At 63.0% G+C, this 18,521-nt stretch carries 15 protein-coding genes and 1 pseudogene; 12 read left to right on the plus strand and 4 right to left on the minus strand.

The features are described 5' to 3' along the window. Position 1: 1 nt before the first annotated feature. Positions 2-2,301: pseudogene (locus NKH99_RS12880) on the plus strand (FdhF/YdeP family oxidoreductase). A 66-nt stretch (positions 2,302-2,367) separates the two neighbouring features. On the opposite strand, the gene NKH99_RS12885 reads toward NKH99_RS12880, so the two are convergent. Beyond that, positions 2,368-2,715, minus strand: coding sequence for a response regulator (locus NKH99_RS12885; RefSeq protein WP_352502221.1), 348 nt, complete (start codon positions 2,713-2,715; stop codon positions 2,368-2,370). An 8-nt stretch (positions 2,716-2,723) separates the two neighbouring features. Then, positions 2,724-5,828: a CheR family methyltransferase gene (locus NKH99_RS12890; RefSeq protein ID WP_353014331.1), complete on the minus strand. Its 3,105-nt coding sequence runs from the start codon at positions 5,826-5,828 to the stop codon at positions 2,724-2,726. Between the two features lie 166 nt (positions 5,829-5,994). On the opposite strand from NKH99_RS12890, the gene NKH99_RS12895 reads away from it, so the two are divergent. Continuing rightward, positions 5,995-6,192, plus strand: a complete 198-nt coding sequence (locus tag NKH99_RS12895; RefSeq protein WP_353014333.1) for a hypothetical protein — start codon at positions 5,995-5,997, stop codon at positions 6,190-6,192. A 1-nt stretch (position 6,193) separates the two neighbouring features. Continuing rightward, complete coding sequence (locus NKH99_RS12900; RefSeq protein ID WP_352472887.1) at positions 6,194-6,790, plus strand: response regulator; 597 nt, start codon at positions 6,194-6,196, stop codon at positions 6,788-6,790. Positions 6,791-6,814: 24 nt separating this feature from the next. Here NKH99_RS12900 and NKH99_RS12905 read toward each other — a convergent pair whose 3' ends face one another. Continuing rightward, positions 6,815-7,084, minus strand: coding sequence for a hypothetical protein (locus NKH99_RS12905; RefSeq protein WP_352467978.1), 270 nt, complete (start codon positions 7,082-7,084; stop codon positions 6,815-6,817). 272 nt (positions 7,085-7,356) lie between these two features. Between NKH99_RS12905 and NKH99_RS12910 the strand changes: the two genes are divergently transcribed. From NKH99_RS12910 to NKH99_RS12950, 9 genes are all read left to right on the plus strand, one after another. Then, positions 7,357-8,463 carry an NAD-dependent epimerase/dehydratase family protein gene (locus NKH99_RS12910; protein ID WP_353014335.1) on the plus strand — a complete coding sequence of 369 codons (1,107 nt, stop codon included), beginning with the start codon at positions 7,357-7,359 and terminating at the stop codon, positions 8,461-8,463. Next, positions 8,460-9,539: an NAD-dependent epimerase/dehydratase family protein gene (locus NKH99_RS12915; RefSeq protein WP_353014337.1), complete on the plus strand. Its 1,080-nt coding sequence runs from the start codon at positions 8,460-8,462 to the stop codon at positions 9,537-9,539. Before NKH99_RS12910 ends, NKH99_RS12915 begins: the two co-directional genes overlap by 4 nt. Then, positions 9,536-10,828, plus strand: a complete 1,293-nt coding sequence (locus NKH99_RS12920) for a TIGR04295 family B12-binding domain-containing radical SAM protein (protein ID WP_353014339.1) — start codon at positions 9,536-9,538, stop codon at positions 10,826-10,828. Before NKH99_RS12915 ends, NKH99_RS12920 begins: the two co-directional genes overlap by 4 nt. A 20-nt stretch (positions 10,829-10,848) precedes the next feature. Continuing rightward, the gene (locus tag NKH99_RS12925) at positions 10,849-11,913 is read left to right on the plus strand and encodes a glycosyltransferase family 4 protein (RefSeq protein WP_353014341.1); all 1,065 of its coding nucleotides are present in this window, start codon (positions 10,849-10,851) and stop codon (positions 11,911-11,913) included. Between the two features lie 2 nt (positions 11,914-11,915). Continuing rightward, a complete protein-coding gene (locus NKH99_RS12930; protein WP_353014343.1) occupies positions 11,916-13,046 on the plus strand; it encodes a CgeB family protein in 1,131 nt (376 codons plus the stop codon). Beyond that, a complete protein-coding gene (locus tag NKH99_RS12935; RefSeq protein ID WP_353014345.1) occupies positions 13,043-14,137 on the plus strand; it encodes a CgeB family protein in 1,095 nt (364 codons plus the stop codon). Before NKH99_RS12930 ends, NKH99_RS12935 begins: the two co-directional genes overlap by 4 nt. Next, positions 14,134-15,243: a CgeB family protein gene (locus NKH99_RS12940; RefSeq protein WP_353014347.1), complete on the plus strand. Its 1,110-nt coding sequence runs from the start codon at positions 14,134-14,136 to the stop codon at positions 15,241-15,243. The genes NKH99_RS12935 and NKH99_RS12940 overlap by 4 nt, the downstream gene beginning before the upstream one ends. Before the next feature lie 23 nt (positions 15,244-15,266). After that, on the plus strand, positions 15,267-16,313 hold the full coding sequence (locus tag NKH99_RS12945; RefSeq protein WP_353014349.1) for a UDP-glucuronic acid decarboxylase family protein: 1,047 nt from the start codon (positions 15,267-15,269) through the stop codon (positions 16,311-16,313). Between the two features lie 109 nt (positions 16,314-16,422). Continuing rightward, on the plus strand, positions 16,423-16,620 hold the full coding sequence (locus NKH99_RS12950; RefSeq protein WP_023676132.1) for a hypothetical protein: 198 nt from the start codon (positions 16,423-16,425) through the stop codon (positions 16,618-16,620). Here NKH99_RS12950 and NKH99_RS12955 read toward each other — a convergent pair. Further along, positions 16,557-18,302: a hypothetical protein gene (locus NKH99_RS12955; RefSeq protein ID WP_353014351.1), complete on the minus strand. Its 1,746-nt coding sequence runs from the start codon at positions 18,300-18,302 to the stop codon at positions 16,557-16,559. The genes NKH99_RS12950 and NKH99_RS12955 overlap by 64 nt on opposite strands. Positions 18,303-18,521: the final 219 nt, after the last annotated feature.

An 18,521-nucleotide genomic window follows, 5' to 3' on the forward strand; every position in this document is an offset into this window, starting at 1 on the left:
CATGAAACCCGCCGTAACCGATCGCATCGAAACCAAGAAATACGACCACCCGACAGGCGGCTGGGGATCGCTCAAATCCCTGGTCCGCAAGGCGCGCGGCGAAGGCCTGCTGTTGTCCGGGATATGGAGCACGCTGCTCAAGCAGAACAAGGCCGACGGCTATATGTGCGTGTCTTGCTCATGGGCAAAGCCAGCCCAGCCGAGGCCTTTCGAATTCTGTGAAAACGGCGCCAAGGCGACGATGTGGGACCAGACCAAGCTGCGCTGCGAACCCGCTTTCTTCGCCGAGCATTCGGTGACGGAACTACTCGATTGGCCGGACCACGATCTTGAGAAGCAGGGCAGGCTTACCGAGCCCATGCGCTACAATGCCGCCACCGACCGTTACGAGCCGGTTTCCTGGGACGATGCATTCCGCGACATAGCTGCCGAACTGCGGCGGCTCGATCCAAAATCGGTGGTGTTCTACACGTCCGGCCGGGCCTCGCTCGAGGCCTCGTTCATGTACCAGCTTTTTGCGCGGATCTATGGCTCTTCGAACCTGCCCGATTCGTCCAACATGTGTCATGAATCGACCTCGGTCGGCTTGCCGGAATCGATCGGCTCGCCGGTGGGGACCGTGCAGCTCGAAGACTTTGCGAAATGCGACATGATGTTCTTCTTCGGGCACAACACCGGGGTGACGGCGCCGCGCCTGCTGCATCCGCTGCAGGAGGCACGTCAACGCAACGTGCCCGTCTTCACTTTCAATCCCTTGCCCGAGCGGGGACTGAAGCGCTTCAAGAATCCGCAAAACCCCCTCGACATGCTGTCGCCCGGACCGGGTACCAAAATGTCCAGCGACTACTTCCAGGTTCGTTCGGGCGGCGATATCGCCGCGATGACGGGTATCGCCAAGGCGTTGCTGGCGCTCGACGACGACGCCCGCCAAAGCGGCAGGACGCGTGTCCTCGACACGGCTTTCATCGCCGAACACACGCATGGCTTCGCCGAATTCGAAGCCTTCCTGCGCAAAACCCAGTGGAGCGATATCGTCGCGCGATCCGGCATTGCGCAGACCGACCTGGAGCATGTCGCCGAGGTCTACAGCCATGCCAACGCGGTGATCGGCAATTACGGCATGGGCCTGACCCAGCATCGGCACGGCACCGAGAACGTCCAGATGCTGTGCAACCTTTTGATGCTGCGCGGCAATATCGGAAAACCCGGCGCCGGCATTTCGCCGCTGCGCGGCCATTCCAATGTCCAGGGACAGCGCACCGTCGGCATATCGGAAAAGCCCCAGCTCGTCCCGCTCGACAAGTTCGCCAAGTTCTACGCCTTTGAACCGCCGCGCGAGAAAGGTCTCGATACGGTCGAGACCTGCGAAGGCGTCATCGACGGATCGGTCAAGGGCTTTGTCGGGCTCGGCGGCAATTTCGTGCGGGCCGTGCCGGAAACCGGCCTGGTCGAGAAAGCCTGGCGTGGGCTCGACCTGCATGTCGAGATCGCGACCAAGCTCAACCGCAGTCACCTGATCGCCGGCCGGACAACCTATTTGCTGCCTTGCCTGTCACGGCTGGAAAGAGACCATCAGGCAAGCGGCGACAAAGGGTGTCGGTAGAGGATTCCACCGCCTGTATCCACGGCTCGTTCGGATCGCGACCTCCGGCTTCGCCGCATCTGCTTTCAGAGCCCAGGATCGTCGCCGAACTCGCCAAGGCCACGGTGCCGGGCAGGAGTTCGATCCCATGGGATGAGTGGGTTGGCGATTATTCCCGCATCCGCGACGAAATCGAGCGCTGCTACCCCCAACATTTCCGCGACTTCAACGAGCGTTTCCTGACGCCCGGCGGCTTCCATCGCGACATCAAGGCGAGCAAGCGGGTGTGGGAGACGCCGAACAAGAAGGCCAATTTCAAGCTGCCAAGTGGCCTTGAAACCGATCCTGACATCGATGTCGCCGGCGATGATGTGCTGACACTGATCACGGTGCGCTCCAACGACCAGTTCAACACGACCGTCTACGGCTACAACGACCGGCTGCGCGGCATCAGCGGCACACGCATGGTGCTGTTGATGAATGAAAAGGATATCCAGCGCCTCGGTTTGAGCGCGGGACAGGAGGTCGATCTCGAAGCCAACGCGCGGGACGGTGTGGAGCGCCGCGTGCACGGACTGCGCATCACGCCTTACTCGGTGCCGGAGGGAAATTGTGCCGGTTACTACCCCGAGCTCAACCCGCTGGTTCCTTTGTGGCACAGAGCCGAGAGGGCTCATGTTCCGGCGGTCAAATCGGTACCGGTGCGGATATTGCCATAGGCGTTCGTCGTTCGCGGCAGGCACGCACCACGCCGATGTGACCTGGCGCGACTTTCAATCGCGACCTCAGCCGGCTCGCGCGAGTTCATCCACGGCATTCAGGATCGCACTCTGGCTCGCCGGCTTCTGCACCATCCTGCAAGCGCGGAACCCGGCTGGAATTTCGCGTTCGCCAAAGCCTGAGAGGAAGGCGAACGGAACACCGCGCGTCCGTAACGCTTCCGCGATCGGATAGCTGGTCTCGTCGTTCAACTGGATATCCAGCAACGCGGCGTCGATCCCGCCTTCGCCAACGAGCCGGAGTGCCGCCGTTACCGACGAAACAGGTCCAACCACCTGATGGCCGGCTTTGCGCAGGTAAGCCGCCGCGTCGTCGGCGATCAGCCATTCGTCCTCGACGATCAGCACACGCATCTTTCCGGTCACGACGAGCCCTCACGGGTCAGAGGGAATGCGATTTCCGCCTCCAAACCATTTGAGTGGAAAGTTGTTTCAACCTTTCCGCCCAGCCGGTAGCCGATTTCTCCGCGCAGAAGGGTAAGGCCGAAGCCGCTGTCGGTTGGCTCCTTGATGCGGGGGCCGCCCTTCTCGCGCCAAGTGAGCCTGAAGGTTCCGTCCGCCACCGACCATTTCACGACTATCCGCCCGGCAGGTTTCGAAAGTGCGCCATATTTCGCGGCATTCGTCGCAAGTTCATGGATTGCCATGCCGAAGGAAAGCCCTTGTACCGGCTTGAGGCTCACCCGTTTGCCATGGAGTTCGAACCGTTCGGCCCCGAAGGGATCGAGTTCCTGGCGCAGCAGTTCCTCGACGGAAGCTTCGGTCCAGCTTTCTCGCGAGAGCAGACTGTATGCTCGTGACATCGCCTGCAGGCGGCCGATCAAGGCGTCGGCGAACTCGTCTTTCGACGCCGAGTTTTCACGGGTCCGGTTGGTGATGCTGGCGACGACCGCCAGCATGTTCTTGACGCGATGGTTCAGCTCCGAGATGAGCACCTGCTGGCGCTCTTCCGCCTGTGCCAGCGTCGTCACGTCGATCATGGTCACGACCACGCCTTGGACGCCGCCGCTCTTGTCCCGATAAGGGTTGATGCGAACCAGGTGAAACCGGCCGTTGTCATCGCGCGCAAGGTGATGGTTCAGGGTCTCTCCCGTCTCGAACACCGCCTGGATGTGCCGCTTCAACTCGGGGTAGTCGAGTCGGCTCGAAAGATCGGTCAGCGGGCGGCCGACATCGGACGGACGCAAGTTGAAGAACGACGACGCGGCGGGAGTAAAGGTCCGCACCACAAGGTTGCGATCGAGGAAGATGGTGGCGATTTCCGTGCTTTCGAACAAGTTTCTGAGATCGCTGTTGGCGCGATCGAGTTCCTCTATCTTGCCGGTCAGCTCCGCGTTGATGGTGTTTAGCTCTTCATTGAGCGACTGCATCTCCTCCTTCGAGGCCTCAAGCTCCTCATTGGTCGACTGCGCCTCTTCATTGACGGAGACGAGTTCCTCGTTCGAAGATTTTACTTCCTCCAGCGCGGTTTCGTATTCCTCGATGGTCGATTGCAGCCGCTCGCGTGTGTCGCGCAACTCCCGCTCGAGATCGGCCGCGTCGTCGGTGCCGCGGCTTTCGTGTGCCGGCTCGGAGCGGATCTGGGACTGTCCCACCGGATTGAACAGGACGAGGTAGAGGGGCTCGCCATTACCCCGTTCCGTGTATGGCTCGACCGTCAATGTAATGACCTGAAGCTGTCCGTCGTCTTCCTCGACCGCTATGTTCTCCCGCACGACCGTGCGGCGCGTCGTGGCTGCTTCCCGCAATGCGGCGCGCAGTTCCAGTCTCAGCCCGTGGCGGGCCTGGGTCAGCAACTGCCGGCTCGGGGCGCCTTGCGGCGCTTCCAGATATTTGCCCGTCCGCGCCGAATAGTAGACGATGTCGCCATCGCCATTGACCAGAACGTGAGGCGGGGCGAACCGCTCCAGCACCTGAGCCTCGATCGCCTGGCGCAGTGAATGGCTGGCCGCATCCTTCTTCGAGCCGCCGCGTCCGACCGGAAGGGCACCCGTGCGGCCATTGCCGATCAGGACCGGCGGCCGCGGCGTGGCATGTTCCCGCGCCTGGAATATCCGCTGCTTCTTGTCGACCGTGGCGAACAGGTCACCGTGCTGACCGATGGTTTCCGAGGTCCCGAGGAACAGATAGCCGCCCGGGCGCAGCGCGTAGTGGAAGATCGGGATGACCCGGTTCTGGATCTGCGGGCCGAAATAGATCAGCAGGTTGCGACACGAAATCATGTCGATGCGCGAGAAGGGAGGATCGCGGATAATGCTGTGCGGCGAAAAGATGCACAGTTCGCGCACCTCCTTGCCGAGCACATAGCTCTCGCCGTCACTGTGGAAAAAGCGTTGCCTGCGCTCGGGCGAAAGCCCGTGCAGCAGCGCTTCTGGATAACGTGCCGCACGCGCCACCGCGAGCGCCGGCTCATCGATGTCGGTCGCGAATATCTGGACGCGCGGCGGCGCCGAAAGTTTCTCCATGCGCTCGCGCATCAGCATGCCGATCGAGAACACCTCCTCGCCGGTGGCGCAGCCGGGCACCCACACACGCACCGCATCGGAGGCGTTCTTGCCTTCGAAAATCTGCGGTATGATCTTGTCCTCCAGCAATTTGAACGCTTCGGCGTCGCGAAAAAAGCTGGTGACGTTGATGAGGAGGTCGCGAAACAGCTTCGCCACCTCGTCCGGATCCCTTTTCAGCCGTTCTGTGTAGGTGGTGATCGACTGCAGCTGCGTTATCTGCATGCGCCGCTTTACGCGACGCAGGAACGTCTTGGCCTTGTAGCCGGAAAAGTCGTGACCGGAATGGCTGCGCAAAATGGCGTAGATTTCATCGCGGGCTCGATCCATCTCGGCCTTGTGTTCGTCGTCTGCTTCGGTCAGGCCGTTCAGCACGTCGAAACCGCGGACAAACGCCTGAAGCTTTGCACCGATCTGCTCGGCGGGCGCCGCTATGTCGATCAGGCCGCTCGAAATCGCGCTCTGCGGCATGGCTGGATTGCGCGGGCCGGAACCGTTGGAGGCCTGGGCAATGGTCAGCCCGCCATGCTCCTTGATTGCCCTGGCGCCGAGCGTGCCGTCCGAATCGCCACCCGACAAGATAATGCCGACGGCATACTCGCCCTGGTCCTCGGCCAATGCGCTGAAGAAGATATCGATCGGCTTGCGCTCGCGGCTGAACGTGTTCGGCCGGCGCAGCGAAAGCGCGCCCTTACGGATGGTGAGAACGACGTTTTGCGGCATCACATAGACCTGGTCGGGTTGGACCGCTGCCCCCTCCTCGGCCACCAAGACCGGCATTTCGGTATAACGTCGGATGACCTCGTGCAGCAGGCTTTCCCGCTCCGGGCTGAGGTGCGTGACGACGACGAACGCCATGCCGGTGCCGCCGGTCATTCCCTTGAACAGGCCCTCCATCGCCGGAATGCCGCCGGCCGATGCACCGACGCCGACTATGGGAAACCTTCCATTCTGGGATGCCACGCCAAGCCCCTGGTAACAGCCGCGAACACAAAGCCGTCAAATCGGGCCTCAGACCCTAATCACGCCTCAGACTAAGACCGGGCCGAGCCTGAGGCCAGTAAATAGTCCAGTAACGGAACAAAGCACCGCGGCTGGGCATTAACATTTGACTTCGGAGGCGGTTCCAATGGCAAGACGACCACCTGAAATAAAGCCGGCCAAGCGAATCCTGTTGCCCTCGCCGGATCTGACCAAGTTCCCGGTATCTGGAAACATCCCGCCTCGCCTGCTCGCGCTCGCGGAACGGTTGCAAGAGGTCCTGGCCCGCCATTTTGCGGAAGTCCGCGCCGACAGCCGTAAATCCCGCAGGAAGAAGGAACAATGAGGTGCGCGACCTGCAAGGCTTGCATATCCTGATCGTCGAGGACGAATGGATGCTGGCGGGCGATCTTGCACGTTACTTCAGCAAGATGGGCGCCGTGGTGCTTGGCCCGGTGGCGACGGTCGAACAGGCATCAAAACATACGGACGAGGCGGAGGCCGCGATCCTGGACGTCAATCTCAACGGACGACGGGTATTCCCGATCGCCGACGAGTTGATGCGCCGTGGCGTGCCGTTCGTGTTTTTCAGCGGCGACGAAGACATCGTTATTCCTGAGCGCCTTCGCTATGCCAGCAGCCTCCGAAAATCCTCGAACGGCCAGGCTGTCTTCGATGCTCTCTTCCCAGCCGAGACGTCGGCATCGAAAGGAGGCCGATCGTCGGAGCCCTCGGACGACGTATTTTCGCTGCTGCCCAAGCTCAGGCTCGCGGCGCGCCTGCTGCTGGGAGATGTGGAGGCCTCCGACCGGCTGGTCGAGCGAACGCTCGAACAGGCCATCGGCGAAATCGACAAGAGACGATCCGGCTCCTCCACGGAGGACTGGCTCAACGGCATCATGCGAAACATCGTCAGGGCACGCGGGCCAAACCTGCTGCACTGACCGTGGCCGCTGTTTGCCGCGATCCTACTTCCGGCTGCGTTCGACGAATTTGTTGAAGCGGCTGGTCTTTCCGCCGCTGGTCTCATCCTGGTAGAGGAAGGCCAGTTCGTTCTCATCGAAGATCCTGAAGAACTCGTCCCATTCGACAGGCTCGAACGTCTCTTCAGGCTCGCCGAAGTCGATGCGCAGTATGCCTCCCTCGCCCTTGGTGCGCACCACCGCCGGTCGCCCGTCGCGGTCCTCGGCCCAACGGCGGATTTCGTCGTGATCGGTGGTCGTCTTGGATTCAGACATCGCAATCTCCCTTCGATTCCACCGCAGGCCGCGAGATCTCACGCGTTGCTCCGGTCTGCCCTCACACAACCAGCAGATGCATTGCTGCCCGGCATGTGCGCGCGGTTGGTTGATTATGGCTCCTAACACCAAGCGCGCTTCGATGTTCCCGTGCCCAGCCCAAGGCGGGGTCGCTTTCAGAGCGCAGCGTTCCGGGAACTTTGTTGAAGCAAGGGAACAAACCTTTCGCCCGGAAGTTTGGGGCGGCAAAGCCATTCGTATGAGGAGTTGTCGTGAAACGTATACTGGTCACGGGAGGCTGCGGTTTTATCGGCCGCCACGTCGCCCAGGAACTCGTTGAACATGGCTATGGGGTTTCAATTCTCGATGCGCTGCTGGACCAGGTGCATGGTGGCGAGGCAATCAGCCTGCCGCCAGGCGCCAAGCTGATCAAAGGCGACGTTCGCGATCGCGACGCCATCGCAGAGGCGGTCGACGATGTCGACGCGATCATTCACCTGGCGGCTGAAGTGGGCGTCGGCCAGTCCATGTACGAGATCGCCCGCTATGTCGGCGCCAACGACCTCGGCACCGCCACGTTGCTGGAGGCCCTGATCAAACGGCCGATCGAACGGATGGTCGTTGCGTCGTCGATGAGCGTCTATGGCGAGGGTCTCTATGCCACGCCGGACGGCCGGCGCATCGACAATGCAAGACGGCAGCCGGACGACATCCGCAGCGGCCAATGGAATCCCCTGTCGCCGGAAGGTGAAGTCCTGTTGCCGCTGCCGACCGACGAGCAGAAACCGGTCGACCTCGCCTCGATCTACGCGCTGACGAAATATGCCCAGGAACGAGCCGTGCTGATCTTCGGCGAAGCCTATGGCGTCGATGCGGTGGCGCTGCGCCTGTTCAATGTCTTCGGCGCCGGACAGGCACTCTCGAACCCGTATACCGGCGTCCTGGCGAACTTCGCCTCGCGCATCGCCAATGGCCAGCGGCCGCTGATCTTCGAAGACGGCGAACAGCAGCGCGATTTCGTGCATGTACGCGACGTCGCGCGCGCCTTCCGGCTGGCGCTGGAACAGCCGCAGGCGCGCGGGCACGTCATCAACATCGGCAGCGGCCGGGCCTACGCGGTCAGCGACGTCGCCCGGCTGCTCGCCGAAGCGATGGGCGTGCCTGGCCGCCAGCCGGAAATCCTCGGCAAGGCACGCTCCGGCGATATCCGCAATTGCTTTGCCGACATCTCCAAGGCGCGCGAACTGCTCGGCTTCCAGCCGCAGTACCGGCTGGAGCATTCGCTCGGCGATTTCGTCGCCTGGGTGCGCAACACGGTCGCCATCGATCGCAGCGCCGAGATGAAGCGGGAACTCGAAGCGCGAGGGCTGGTATCATGAGACCGGAGTCACCCGATTTTCGCGAAATGCCCATCGCCATTATCGGCGGCAGCGGCTTCATCGGCTCGAACCTCGCCGACAGCCTGTTGTCGGACGGCGAACCGGTGCTGGTCATCGACAACCTGAGCCGTCCCGGCGTCGAGCAGAACCTGGAATGGCTGACGCAAAAGCACGGCAGCGGCCTGACCATCGAAATCGCCGATATCCGCGACGCAGAGGCGCTCGCGCCGCTGGTGGCGCGTTCGAAAGCGGTTTTCCACTTTGCCGCGCAGACCGCCGTCACCACGAGCCTGGTTCGGCCAGACGAGGATTTCGACGTCAACCTGCGCGGGACGTTCAACGTCCTGGAAGCCGCTCGCCGCAGCGGCAAGCGCACCCCCGTCGTTTTCGCCAGCACCAACAAGGTCTATGGCCGCCTTGCCGATCTCGCCATGCGCGAAGAGGACGGCAGATACGCGCCTCGCGACGCGGCCATCCATGCGCACGGCATCGACGAGACGCGCGGCCTCGATTTCTGCACGCCCTATGGCTGCTCCAAGGGCGCGGCGGACCAGTATGTCCTCGACTACGCCAAGTCATACGACCTGCCGACGGCGGTGCTGCGCATGAGCTGCATCTATGGACCGCGCCAGTTCGGGACGGAGGATCAGGGCTGGGTCGCCCACTTCCTGCTTAGCGCCTTCTCGGACCGGCCGATCACCATCTATGGCGACGGCAAGCAGGTGCGCGACATCCTCCACGTTGCCGACGCGGTCGCGGCCTATCGCGCCGTGCTCGACCGGATCGAGGAAATCAGCGGCCAAGCATTCAATCTCGGCGGCGGACCACAAAACGCCGTCAGCCTGCGCACGCTGCTGAACGAGATTCGCGACATAACGAAACGGGACGTTCCGATCCGTTACGACCGCGAACGCACCGGCGACCAACCGTTCTTCGTCGCCGACACACGCTCGATCGAGGCGGCGCTGGGATGGAAAGCGCACGTCCCGTGGCAAAACGGCATCCGCGACCTCGCCGACTGGCTGCAGCGTCATCGCCTCGACCCGCATCCCGAACCGGCGAGGTACGTGGCATGAGGGTCGCTCTGGTCAATCCGTCCTGGACGTACCAGGACAGCATCTATTTCGGCTGCCGCCAGCCGCATCTGCCGCTCGAACTCGGCTATTCGAAAGCGCTGCTCGACGCCGCCGGCCACGAGGTGCTGATGCTGGACGGGCAGATCCAGAAGCTCGACAACGCCGCGCTCGCCGATCGCGTCGCCGCATTCGAGCCTGACATGACCGTCGTCAGCACCGCGCCGACCTACCTGTTCTGGCGCTGCGCACCGCCCGAGTTGCGGGTGCCGGCCGATTTCCTCAATCATCTTGCCGGGCGCGGCGGTCGCACCGTCGCCGTCGGGCCGCATGGCTCGGCGACGCCGACGCCGACTTTGCGCAAGCTAGGCGTCGACATCGTCGTGCGCGGCGAATGCGAGGAAGTGGTCGCGGAACTTGCCCGGCGCGACGACTGGAGCGCGGTGCCGTCCACGGCCCATTTCGAGGATGGAGAACTGGTCTCGAACGGCGGCGTGCATGCGAGCTCGTTCATCGATCACCCGCCGCTCGAATGGCCGTCGGACTGGATTGCCGCGCATTCGCACCACCATCATCGCTTCGACGACAACCAGGTCGGCTTTGGCGCGGAGGTCGAGGCGTCGCGCGGCTGCCCGTATAATTGCAGCTTCTGCGCCAAGATCGATTTCCGCGATGCCTATCGCCGCCGGAACCACGAAGCAGTGATCGCCGAGATCGACCGGCTGATCGCACAGGGTGTCGGCTACATCTACTTCATCGACGAGATCTTCCTGCCGCAAAAGGCATTGCTGGAGGCGCTGGTCGATCGCGATGTGAAGTTCGGCGTGCAGACCCGTATTGACCTCTGGAAGCCGGAATTGCTGAAGCTGCTCGGTGCCGCCGGCTGCGTCTCGATCGAGGCGGGCCTGGAAAGCCTGACTGTGGAAGGCCGCGCCATGCTGGCAAAACGCTGCCGTTTGGGCACCGAGGAGCTGGCCGCGCTGCTGGTCGACGCAAGGCGCCACGTGCCGTTCGTCCAAGCCAATCTGATCGGCGTGGTCGAGGACGATCCCGCGCTCGTCGATTATTGGCGAAAGCACCTGATCGACAACGGCGTTTGGGCCAACGAACCGGTGCCGCTCTACCCTTATCCGAGTTCGCCGAGCTATCGCGAACTTTGGGGCGAGCCGGACGATCTCGCCTGGGAGCGCGCGCATGAACATTACCTCGCATCCTTCCGAACGTTCAGCGACATCCAGGAGAAGCGGCCGCGTCCGCTGGCTGAATTGGAGGCCACATGTTGCGGACACTGAGCCCGCCGCGTCGCATACTGATGACCGTCGATGCCGTCGGTGGCGTCTGGCGCTATGCGCTCGATCTGGCCAGGCAACTGGTCGCCGGCGGCGACAGCGTCGTGCTTGCCGGGCTTGGTCCGGAACCGTCCAGGCAGCAGGCGGAGGAGGCCCGGTCATTCGCGGCGCTGACATGGCTCAACACGCCGCCCGACTGGATGACCCGCAACGAGCACGACCTCGACACATTACAGCAGGAGCTGCACCCGCTCATACGTGACTACGCCGTCGAAATCGTCCATCTCAACGCGCCGACGCAGGCCGCGGGGCTCGATGTGCCCTGCCCGGTCGTGACGGTGTCGCATTCCTGCGTGGTGACATGGTTCCACGCCGTCAAGGGACAGGCGGCGGACGGCGAATGGGCCTGGCAGAAGGACCGCAACCGGCGCGGTTTCGACAAAGCAGGCATTATCGTTGCACCCAGCCGCAGCCATGCCGACATGCTCGAAACCTGCTACGGGCCGATCGCGCGCCTGAGCGTCGTCGGCAACGGGGCGCGGCCCGGCGCGAAGAGCGAAAGACGGGAATCGGTGGTTTTCGCCGCCGCGCGCTGGTGGGACGAAGGAAAGAATGCGGCGGTGCTGGACCAGGCCGCCTCCCTGACGCAATGGCCGGTCTTCGTCGCCGGCTCCTTGCAAGGCCCGGACGGCCAGCATGTTGGCTTCAGTCACGCCGTTCCCGTCGGACCGGTGCCACATGAGGAAGTGCGCTCGCTGATGGCCCGGGCAGGCATTTTCGTATCGCCGTCGCTCTACGAACCGTTCGGCCTGGCCACGCTGGAAGCCGCGATGTCGAAGACGCCTTTGGTGCTCGCGGATATCTCGACCTATCGCGAATTGTGGGACGGGGCGGCCATGTTCTTCGACGCGCGCGATCCGGGCGATCTCGCCAGATGCGTCAACAGCCTTTGCAGCGACGCGCAGCGCCGGCGAGAGCTCGGTGAAGCAGCGGCTCGCCGAAGCCGCAGATTTTCATTGGCGAGACAGGCGACCGCCATGCGCGGCGTCTACGACAAGGCGGCCCTGGCCACCATGGCGGATAATTGATTATGCGATTTTTATTCTACACCCATTCGATCGTTTCCGACTGGAACCACGGCAACGCACATTTCCTGCGCGGCATCATGCGTGAGCTGGTCGCGCGCGGGCACCAGGCTATCGCGCTGGAGCCCGCCGACGGCTGGAGCCGGTCGAACCTGCTGGCCGAGAAAGGGTCCTTCGCAATCGAGCGATTCCGGAAGGACTTTCCCGAGTTGATGCCGGTGACCTACGATGCCGCTTTCGACCACGAAGCCTGGATCTCCGACGCCGATGTGGTGATCGTGCATGAGTGGACCGAGCCGGACCTTGTTGCGCGGCTGGGCAGGGCGAAAGCAACTGGCGGGCGTTTCACGCTGCTGTTCCACGACACGCACCATCGCGCTATCTCGGCTACGCAAGCGATTTCCGCCTTGCGGCTTGAACATTACGACGGCGTGCTCGCCTTCGGCGAGGCGCTGCGGGAAAGCTATCTTCGCGCCGGATGGGGCAAGCGGGTCTTCACCTGGCATGAAGCAGCCGATGACCACCTGTTCCAGCCGCATCCTGAAATCGAGCGTAGTTCCGACCTTATCTGGATCGGCAATTGGGGCGACGACGAGCGCAGTGCCGAAATCAGGGAGTTCCTGGTCGGCCCGGTGCGTGAACTCGGCCTGAGCGGAACCGTCCACGGCGTTCGCTATCCGCGGGAGGCGCTCGCCGACCTTGCGGCCGCCGGCCTGCGCTGCGAAGGCTGGATCGCCAATGCCGACGTGCCGAAGGCGTTCGCGGCGAACCGCATCACGGTTCACATCCCGCGGCGTCCATACCGCGAAAGCCTGCCCGGCATCCCGACCATCCGCATGTTCGAGGCGCTCGCCTGCGGCATCCCGCTGGTTTCGGCGCCGTGGTCCGATGTCGAACGCCTGTTCAGGCCCGGCGTAGATTTTCTGTTTGCAAACAACGGTTCCGAGATGCGGCGTCATCTTCGCGCCGTGCTGCACGACGCGGATCTCGCCGCCTCTCTGGCGACGTCGGGCCTCGAGACCATCGGCTTGCGGCACACATGCCGGCACCGGGCGGATGAGCTGTTCGGCGTGCTCGCCGAATGCGGGCACCGCCAAGCCGCCGACACGATCCTTGCAAAGGAGGCCGCCGAATGAAGATCGCATTTTACGGGTCGAGCCTGCTGTCGTCCTATTGGAACGGCGCGGCCACCTATTACCGCGGACTGCTCAAGGCCTTGGCAAGGCTCGGCTACGACATCACCTTCTACGAGCCGGACGTCTACGATCGCCAGAAGAACCGCGATATCGAGGCGCCGGACTGGTGTGCCGTCGTCGTCTACGAGGCCACTCCGCATGCCATGATGCAGGTGGCGGCGCGAGCGGCGGAGGCAGATATCGTCGTCAAGGCAAGCGGCGTCGGATTCGCCGACGACGCGCTGTTGCGGGCGGTGCTCGATCACGCCCGTGCCGATGCGCTCACCGTATTCTGGGATGTCGATGCGCCGGCGACGCTTGGCCAGTTGCGCGACGAGCCCGACCATCCGCTGCATCGCGCGCTGCAGGAAATCGACCTCGTGCTGACCTATGGCGGCGGCGACCCGGTGGTCTGGGCCTATCGGGCAATGGGGGCGGCCGAATGCGTGCCGATCTACAATGCGCTCGATCCGGAAACGCATCATCCGGTCGGCAAGGATATGCGCTTTGCCTGCGATCTCGCCTTTCTCGGCAACCGGCTGCCGGACCGCGAGGCGCGCGTCGAGGCCTTCTTCCTCGACCCGGCCGGCCGCTCCGCCGATCAGCACTTCCTGCTCGGCGGATCGGGCTGGGGCGACAAGCAGATGCCCGCCAATGTCCGATGGCTCGGCCATGTCGGCACGCGTGACCACAATGCATTGAACGTCACGGCCAAGGCGGTGCTGAACATCAGCCGCGACAGCATGGCGGCTAATGGCTTTTCACCTGCGACGCGCGTTTTCGAGGCGGCGGGCGCCGGCGCATGCCTCATCACCGACGCCTGGCTCGGCGTCGACCTGTTCCTGAAACCCGGAGAGGAAATCCTGGTCGCGCGCGATGGCGAGGACGTCGCCGAGATCATGCAAAGCCTTAGTGCCGGACGGGCCAAGGCGATCGGGACATCGGCGCTTCGGCGCGTGCTTGGCGACCATACCTATACGACACGTGCCGTTTTGGCCGACGCCATCTTCAGGCGCCATTTCGAGCGTCCGACCGTGGAGGCGGCCGAATGACAAAGCCGCTCGACATCGTCTTTCTTGGCCTGTCGCTCTCCTCATCCTGGGGAAACGGCCACGCCACCACCTTTCGGGGGCTGCTTAAAGGTCTCCACGAACTCGGCCACCGCGTCACTTTTCTCGAACGCGACGTGCCGTGGTACGCAAGTCACCGGGATCTGCGCGATCCCGATTTCTGCGCCTTGCGCTACTATGAAACGATCGATGATCTTCGCCGCAATTTTGCGCGCTGCCTGCGCGATGCCGATATCGTGGTCGTCGGCTCCTTCGTTCCCGAAGGCCCTGAAATCATCGACGTCGTGGCATCGCTGTGCACGGGTCAGTTCTGCTTCTACGACATCGACACGCCGATCACGCTGGCAAAGCTTTCGACCGATGATTGCGAGTACATTGCCAGGCGGCAGGTCCCGTATTTCGACGTCTATTTCTCCTTCACCGGCGGGCCGACGCTTGCCCGTCTGACGGCGGAATTCGGCGCGAGGCGGGCCGAGCCGCTCTACTGCTCCGTCGACCCTGAACGGCATCACGGAACCGGTGATCCAATCCGCTGGGATCTCGGCTATCTCGGCACCTACAGCCCCGACCGCCAGGCGACGCTGGAGGCGCTGCTGTTCGAACCGGCGCGTCGCATGCCGGAGCGCCGCTTCGTCGTGGCAGGCTCGCAATATCCGCGCGAAATCGCCTGGCCGGACAATGTGGATCGCATCGAACACCTGCCGCCGGCAGATCACGCCGCCTTTTACAGCCGCCAACGCTACACGTTGAACGTCACGCGCAGTTCCATGATCGCGGCCGGATGGTCGCCCAGCGTGCGCCTCTTCGAGGCAGCCGCCTGCGGTACGGCGATCATCAGCGATAGCTGGGCCGGACTGGACAGCCTGTTTCCAGAGCGGACGATCCACACGGCGCGCAGGACCGAGGACGTAGTCGGTATCCTGTCCGGGGAATCCGACGGCGCCCGGCTTGCCATGGCCAGGCAGGCGCGCGTGCTCATCCTCGCAGCTCACACAAGCATCGCAAGAGCTCGCGAATTCGTTTCGCTGCTGGCGCAGGCCAAATCGCCACGTTCTGTTCTCGATCTGGACGTCGAGAGCGCAGCATGACCCGCAGACGGGAGAAGATAGAGATGCAGCTATCAAGAAAGGCGCAACGGACCAAGACCGTGCTTGTCGCCGGCGGCGCAGGTTTCCTCGGTTCGCATCTTTGCGAGACAATGTTCCAGGCCGGCTGGCGCGTGATCTGCGTCGACAATTTCCTTACCGGCCGCATGGAGAACATAGCATCGATCGCCGATCGTCCGGATTTTCGGCTGATCAAGCAAGACATTTGCCGACCGTTGGAGCTTGGCGAACCGGTTGACCGCATCTTCAACATGGCGTGCGCGGCCTCGCCGCCGCGTTACCAGGCCGACCCCGTCCATACGACGCGGACTTGCGTCATCGGAACGCTCAATCTGCTGGAGCTCGCCGCCCGCAATGGCGCCCGGTTCCTGCAGGCGTCCACCAGCGAAATTTACGGCGATCCCGAACAGCATCCGCAGAAGGAAGACTATGTCGGCCACGTGAACTGCATCGGGCCCCGCGCCTGCTATGACGAAGGCAAGCGCACCGCCGAAACCTTATGCTTCGATTATTTGAGAATGGGAAAGGCTGATATCCGAGTCGCGCGCATCTTCAACACCTATGGTCCCAGGATGGACCCTGCGGACGGACGGATCGTTTCCAATCTGATCATGCAGGCACTCGAGAGACGGCCGCTGACGATATTCGGCGACGGGCTGCAGACCAGGTCGTTCTGCTACGTTTCCGATCTGGTCGACGGCTTGATCCGGTTGATGGAGGTCGATCCCAATCCACGCCAGCCGGTTAATCTGGGCAATCCGGGGGAGTTCACCATCCTGCAACTGGCGGGCCTGGTGAGAGGCATGACCGCAACCAAATCGGGCCTGAAATTCCTGCCGCTGCCGCAAGACGATCCTCGTCGTCGGCAACCCGACATTTCCCGCGCAAGAAAGCTTCTCGGCTGGTCGCCAAAAGTGCCGCTCAGGCAGGGTTTGATGCACACGATCGGCTATTTTGCCGAGCTTGAGACGGCGCAGATGATCGACAGAAGACGTCGAATTGCCGCCACCGTGCGTTCTGCATCAGGCCGGCTGCAAAACCTGCCGGCCTGAGGCGAGGAGCGTCTGGACGCTGTATGATCGCGCGGTCGTTTCGGATTTGGTCACTTTTTCTCGTCGCGGGAACAACCCGTCCAGCTTCTGGTTCTGCCAAGGTACCGGCATGGAGACGATTGTGCATCCGAAGCGATCCGCCAAAGACATCGAACAAATGGCCGCAAAGGAGACGGCTGCCTTCCTGCGGCGCGCCTCTATCACCTATCTGGAATGTTGTGTGAGCCTGATGATGACGCATCTTCAGCGCGAGGAGGTAGCCGCCATCCTCGAAAAGGAAGCGGATATGCTGCGCCGGCTGGACTGATCCCGCTCGAGCGGCGGCAGGTCGCCTTGGCTTTCCAGGAAACGAAGCAGCGCGGCAGCGTAACGTCTTGCCGCGGCCGCCAGCCGGATCTGTTCCCGATCATCGCCCGATCGCTCAGCCATGCTCCACAAGCCAAGCTGGAAGGCGAGATAGCAGGGCTCGTAGTAGTGGACCAGTTTGGCATCGACGGGACGAGACGTAGTCGCCTCGACAGCTTTGTACAGTGCCGCAGTCGCCGCGTCGGAGAGGCTGTACTCGACACGGGCGCCGGCAATGTCCCAGGCGATGTCCTGGCAGCCGATCAGATCGTGCGATCGGCAATGGTCGAGGGCGTCCGTCTTGATCAGCGTTCCGCCGCGCGAAAGGATGAACTCCCACGGATGAAGCCGCCCGTCGATTTCGACCCGCGGCATGGTCTTTGGTGGAGCCTGTTTCGAGAACCAGTTCCGCAGCTCCGCCGCGCGGCTTTCGCCCAAAGCCTCGCTTGTATTCCGCACGGCCATGTCGGCAAGCGCCTTCAGCGAGGCGCCCGGTTCGGAGGCGGGCAGATTGGCTGCGCGCCAGGACAGATAGCGCGCGAGATGAGCGACCATTTTTTGTTTCGAATGCCTTGCCCGCTCCAGCGTTGCACCGTCGCTCCAGCGTTCGACGAGAAAGCCATGGCACAGCCCGGCAATTTCCGGGCCAAAGCCTGCGTCATGCAGCCTCCTGGCAGTCTCGGCCTTGTGCATTCCGATTTCACCGAGGCCGACGAATTTGACCGACCATTTTTCCCGGCCCGCAGAAGCAAGAAACTTTCGCCGCTCGAAGCGGCGGTGGACGGGTGGCCAATGATCCTGCGAGCCATAATGCAAGCGACGCCACTCTCCGGCGGATATTTCCATCAGGCTGACCGCTGTGCGGCCGATCGTCCTGGCCACCCAATCCCGCAGCGCCGGCAGAGCGGATCCCGCGGGGAAAGTCCGTTCGAAATCCGCTGTGTGTTGTTGGCAAACCGTCCATGCCTCACGGATGTCCGCCGATGCCTCGGCCCCCGGCCCACCCGAATGGCTGGGGAACAGATGGATGCGCCCGGCATCGATATCCAGCGCTTGCAGCCATGCGACGACGGCGTGAAACGAGCTGCCGGACAGGCCCGGGCCCTCATCGACGATGGCAAAGCGGGCCGACGGCTTCGCCATCCAGCTACCGATCAACTCCGGATCGGCGGCAAGCCGCCTGCGAAACGGATGACCGGTCGGACGGACGCTGACGGGTGCCGGTGCGCCGATGGCTGCAGCCACCATCGCTGCAAGCCCCAGGCCGATGCTGCGGATGCCGATTACGCATGTGTTCGCATCGAGACCCGACTGCCGCGCGGCGACCAAATAGCTTTCCGGATAGAGCGCGTAATGCGCGTAGCCCTCGGCCGTGCCGATGAGGATTTCGCCGTCGCAATCGAGTTCGGCCAGCATTCGCGGCACGTCGGCATCGATCGGGCCGTCGACGGCGAATCCGGCCCTCCACGATCTGCCCACGTCCCGGGCCAAGCCGACCAGGAGATTTGCGCCCGCGATCCGCTGTCGAGAATACCTGTCGATGCCGTTGGCCTCGAATTCAGCATCGGCAAGGCCCTGGACCAATTCCGAGGTCTTGATGAACAGGCCGACCAGGGCTGCGTGGCGTTCGATCCCGCTGGGCATGTCCGCAATGTGCCCGGCCGCTTCGCAGGCCGAGCTGCGAACATGTCGCGCGCTCTCAATTCGCTTGTGGTCGCCATAGACGATCATTGTCCCGTCCCGGTTGGCCTCACTGCACAACTCGGCGAGCGCTACTTTGATCCACCATCGGTTGCACGATTTTTGCAGCCGGCAAGGAACAATCAGCGAGGCAGGCGGTTTGGCACGAAGAACTTACCTTCA

This window comes from Mesorhizobium sp. M0854, assembly GCF_040319815.1.
Classification (GTDB): Bacteria; Pseudomonadota; Alphaproteobacteria; order Rhizobiales; family Rhizobiaceae; genus Mesorhizobium.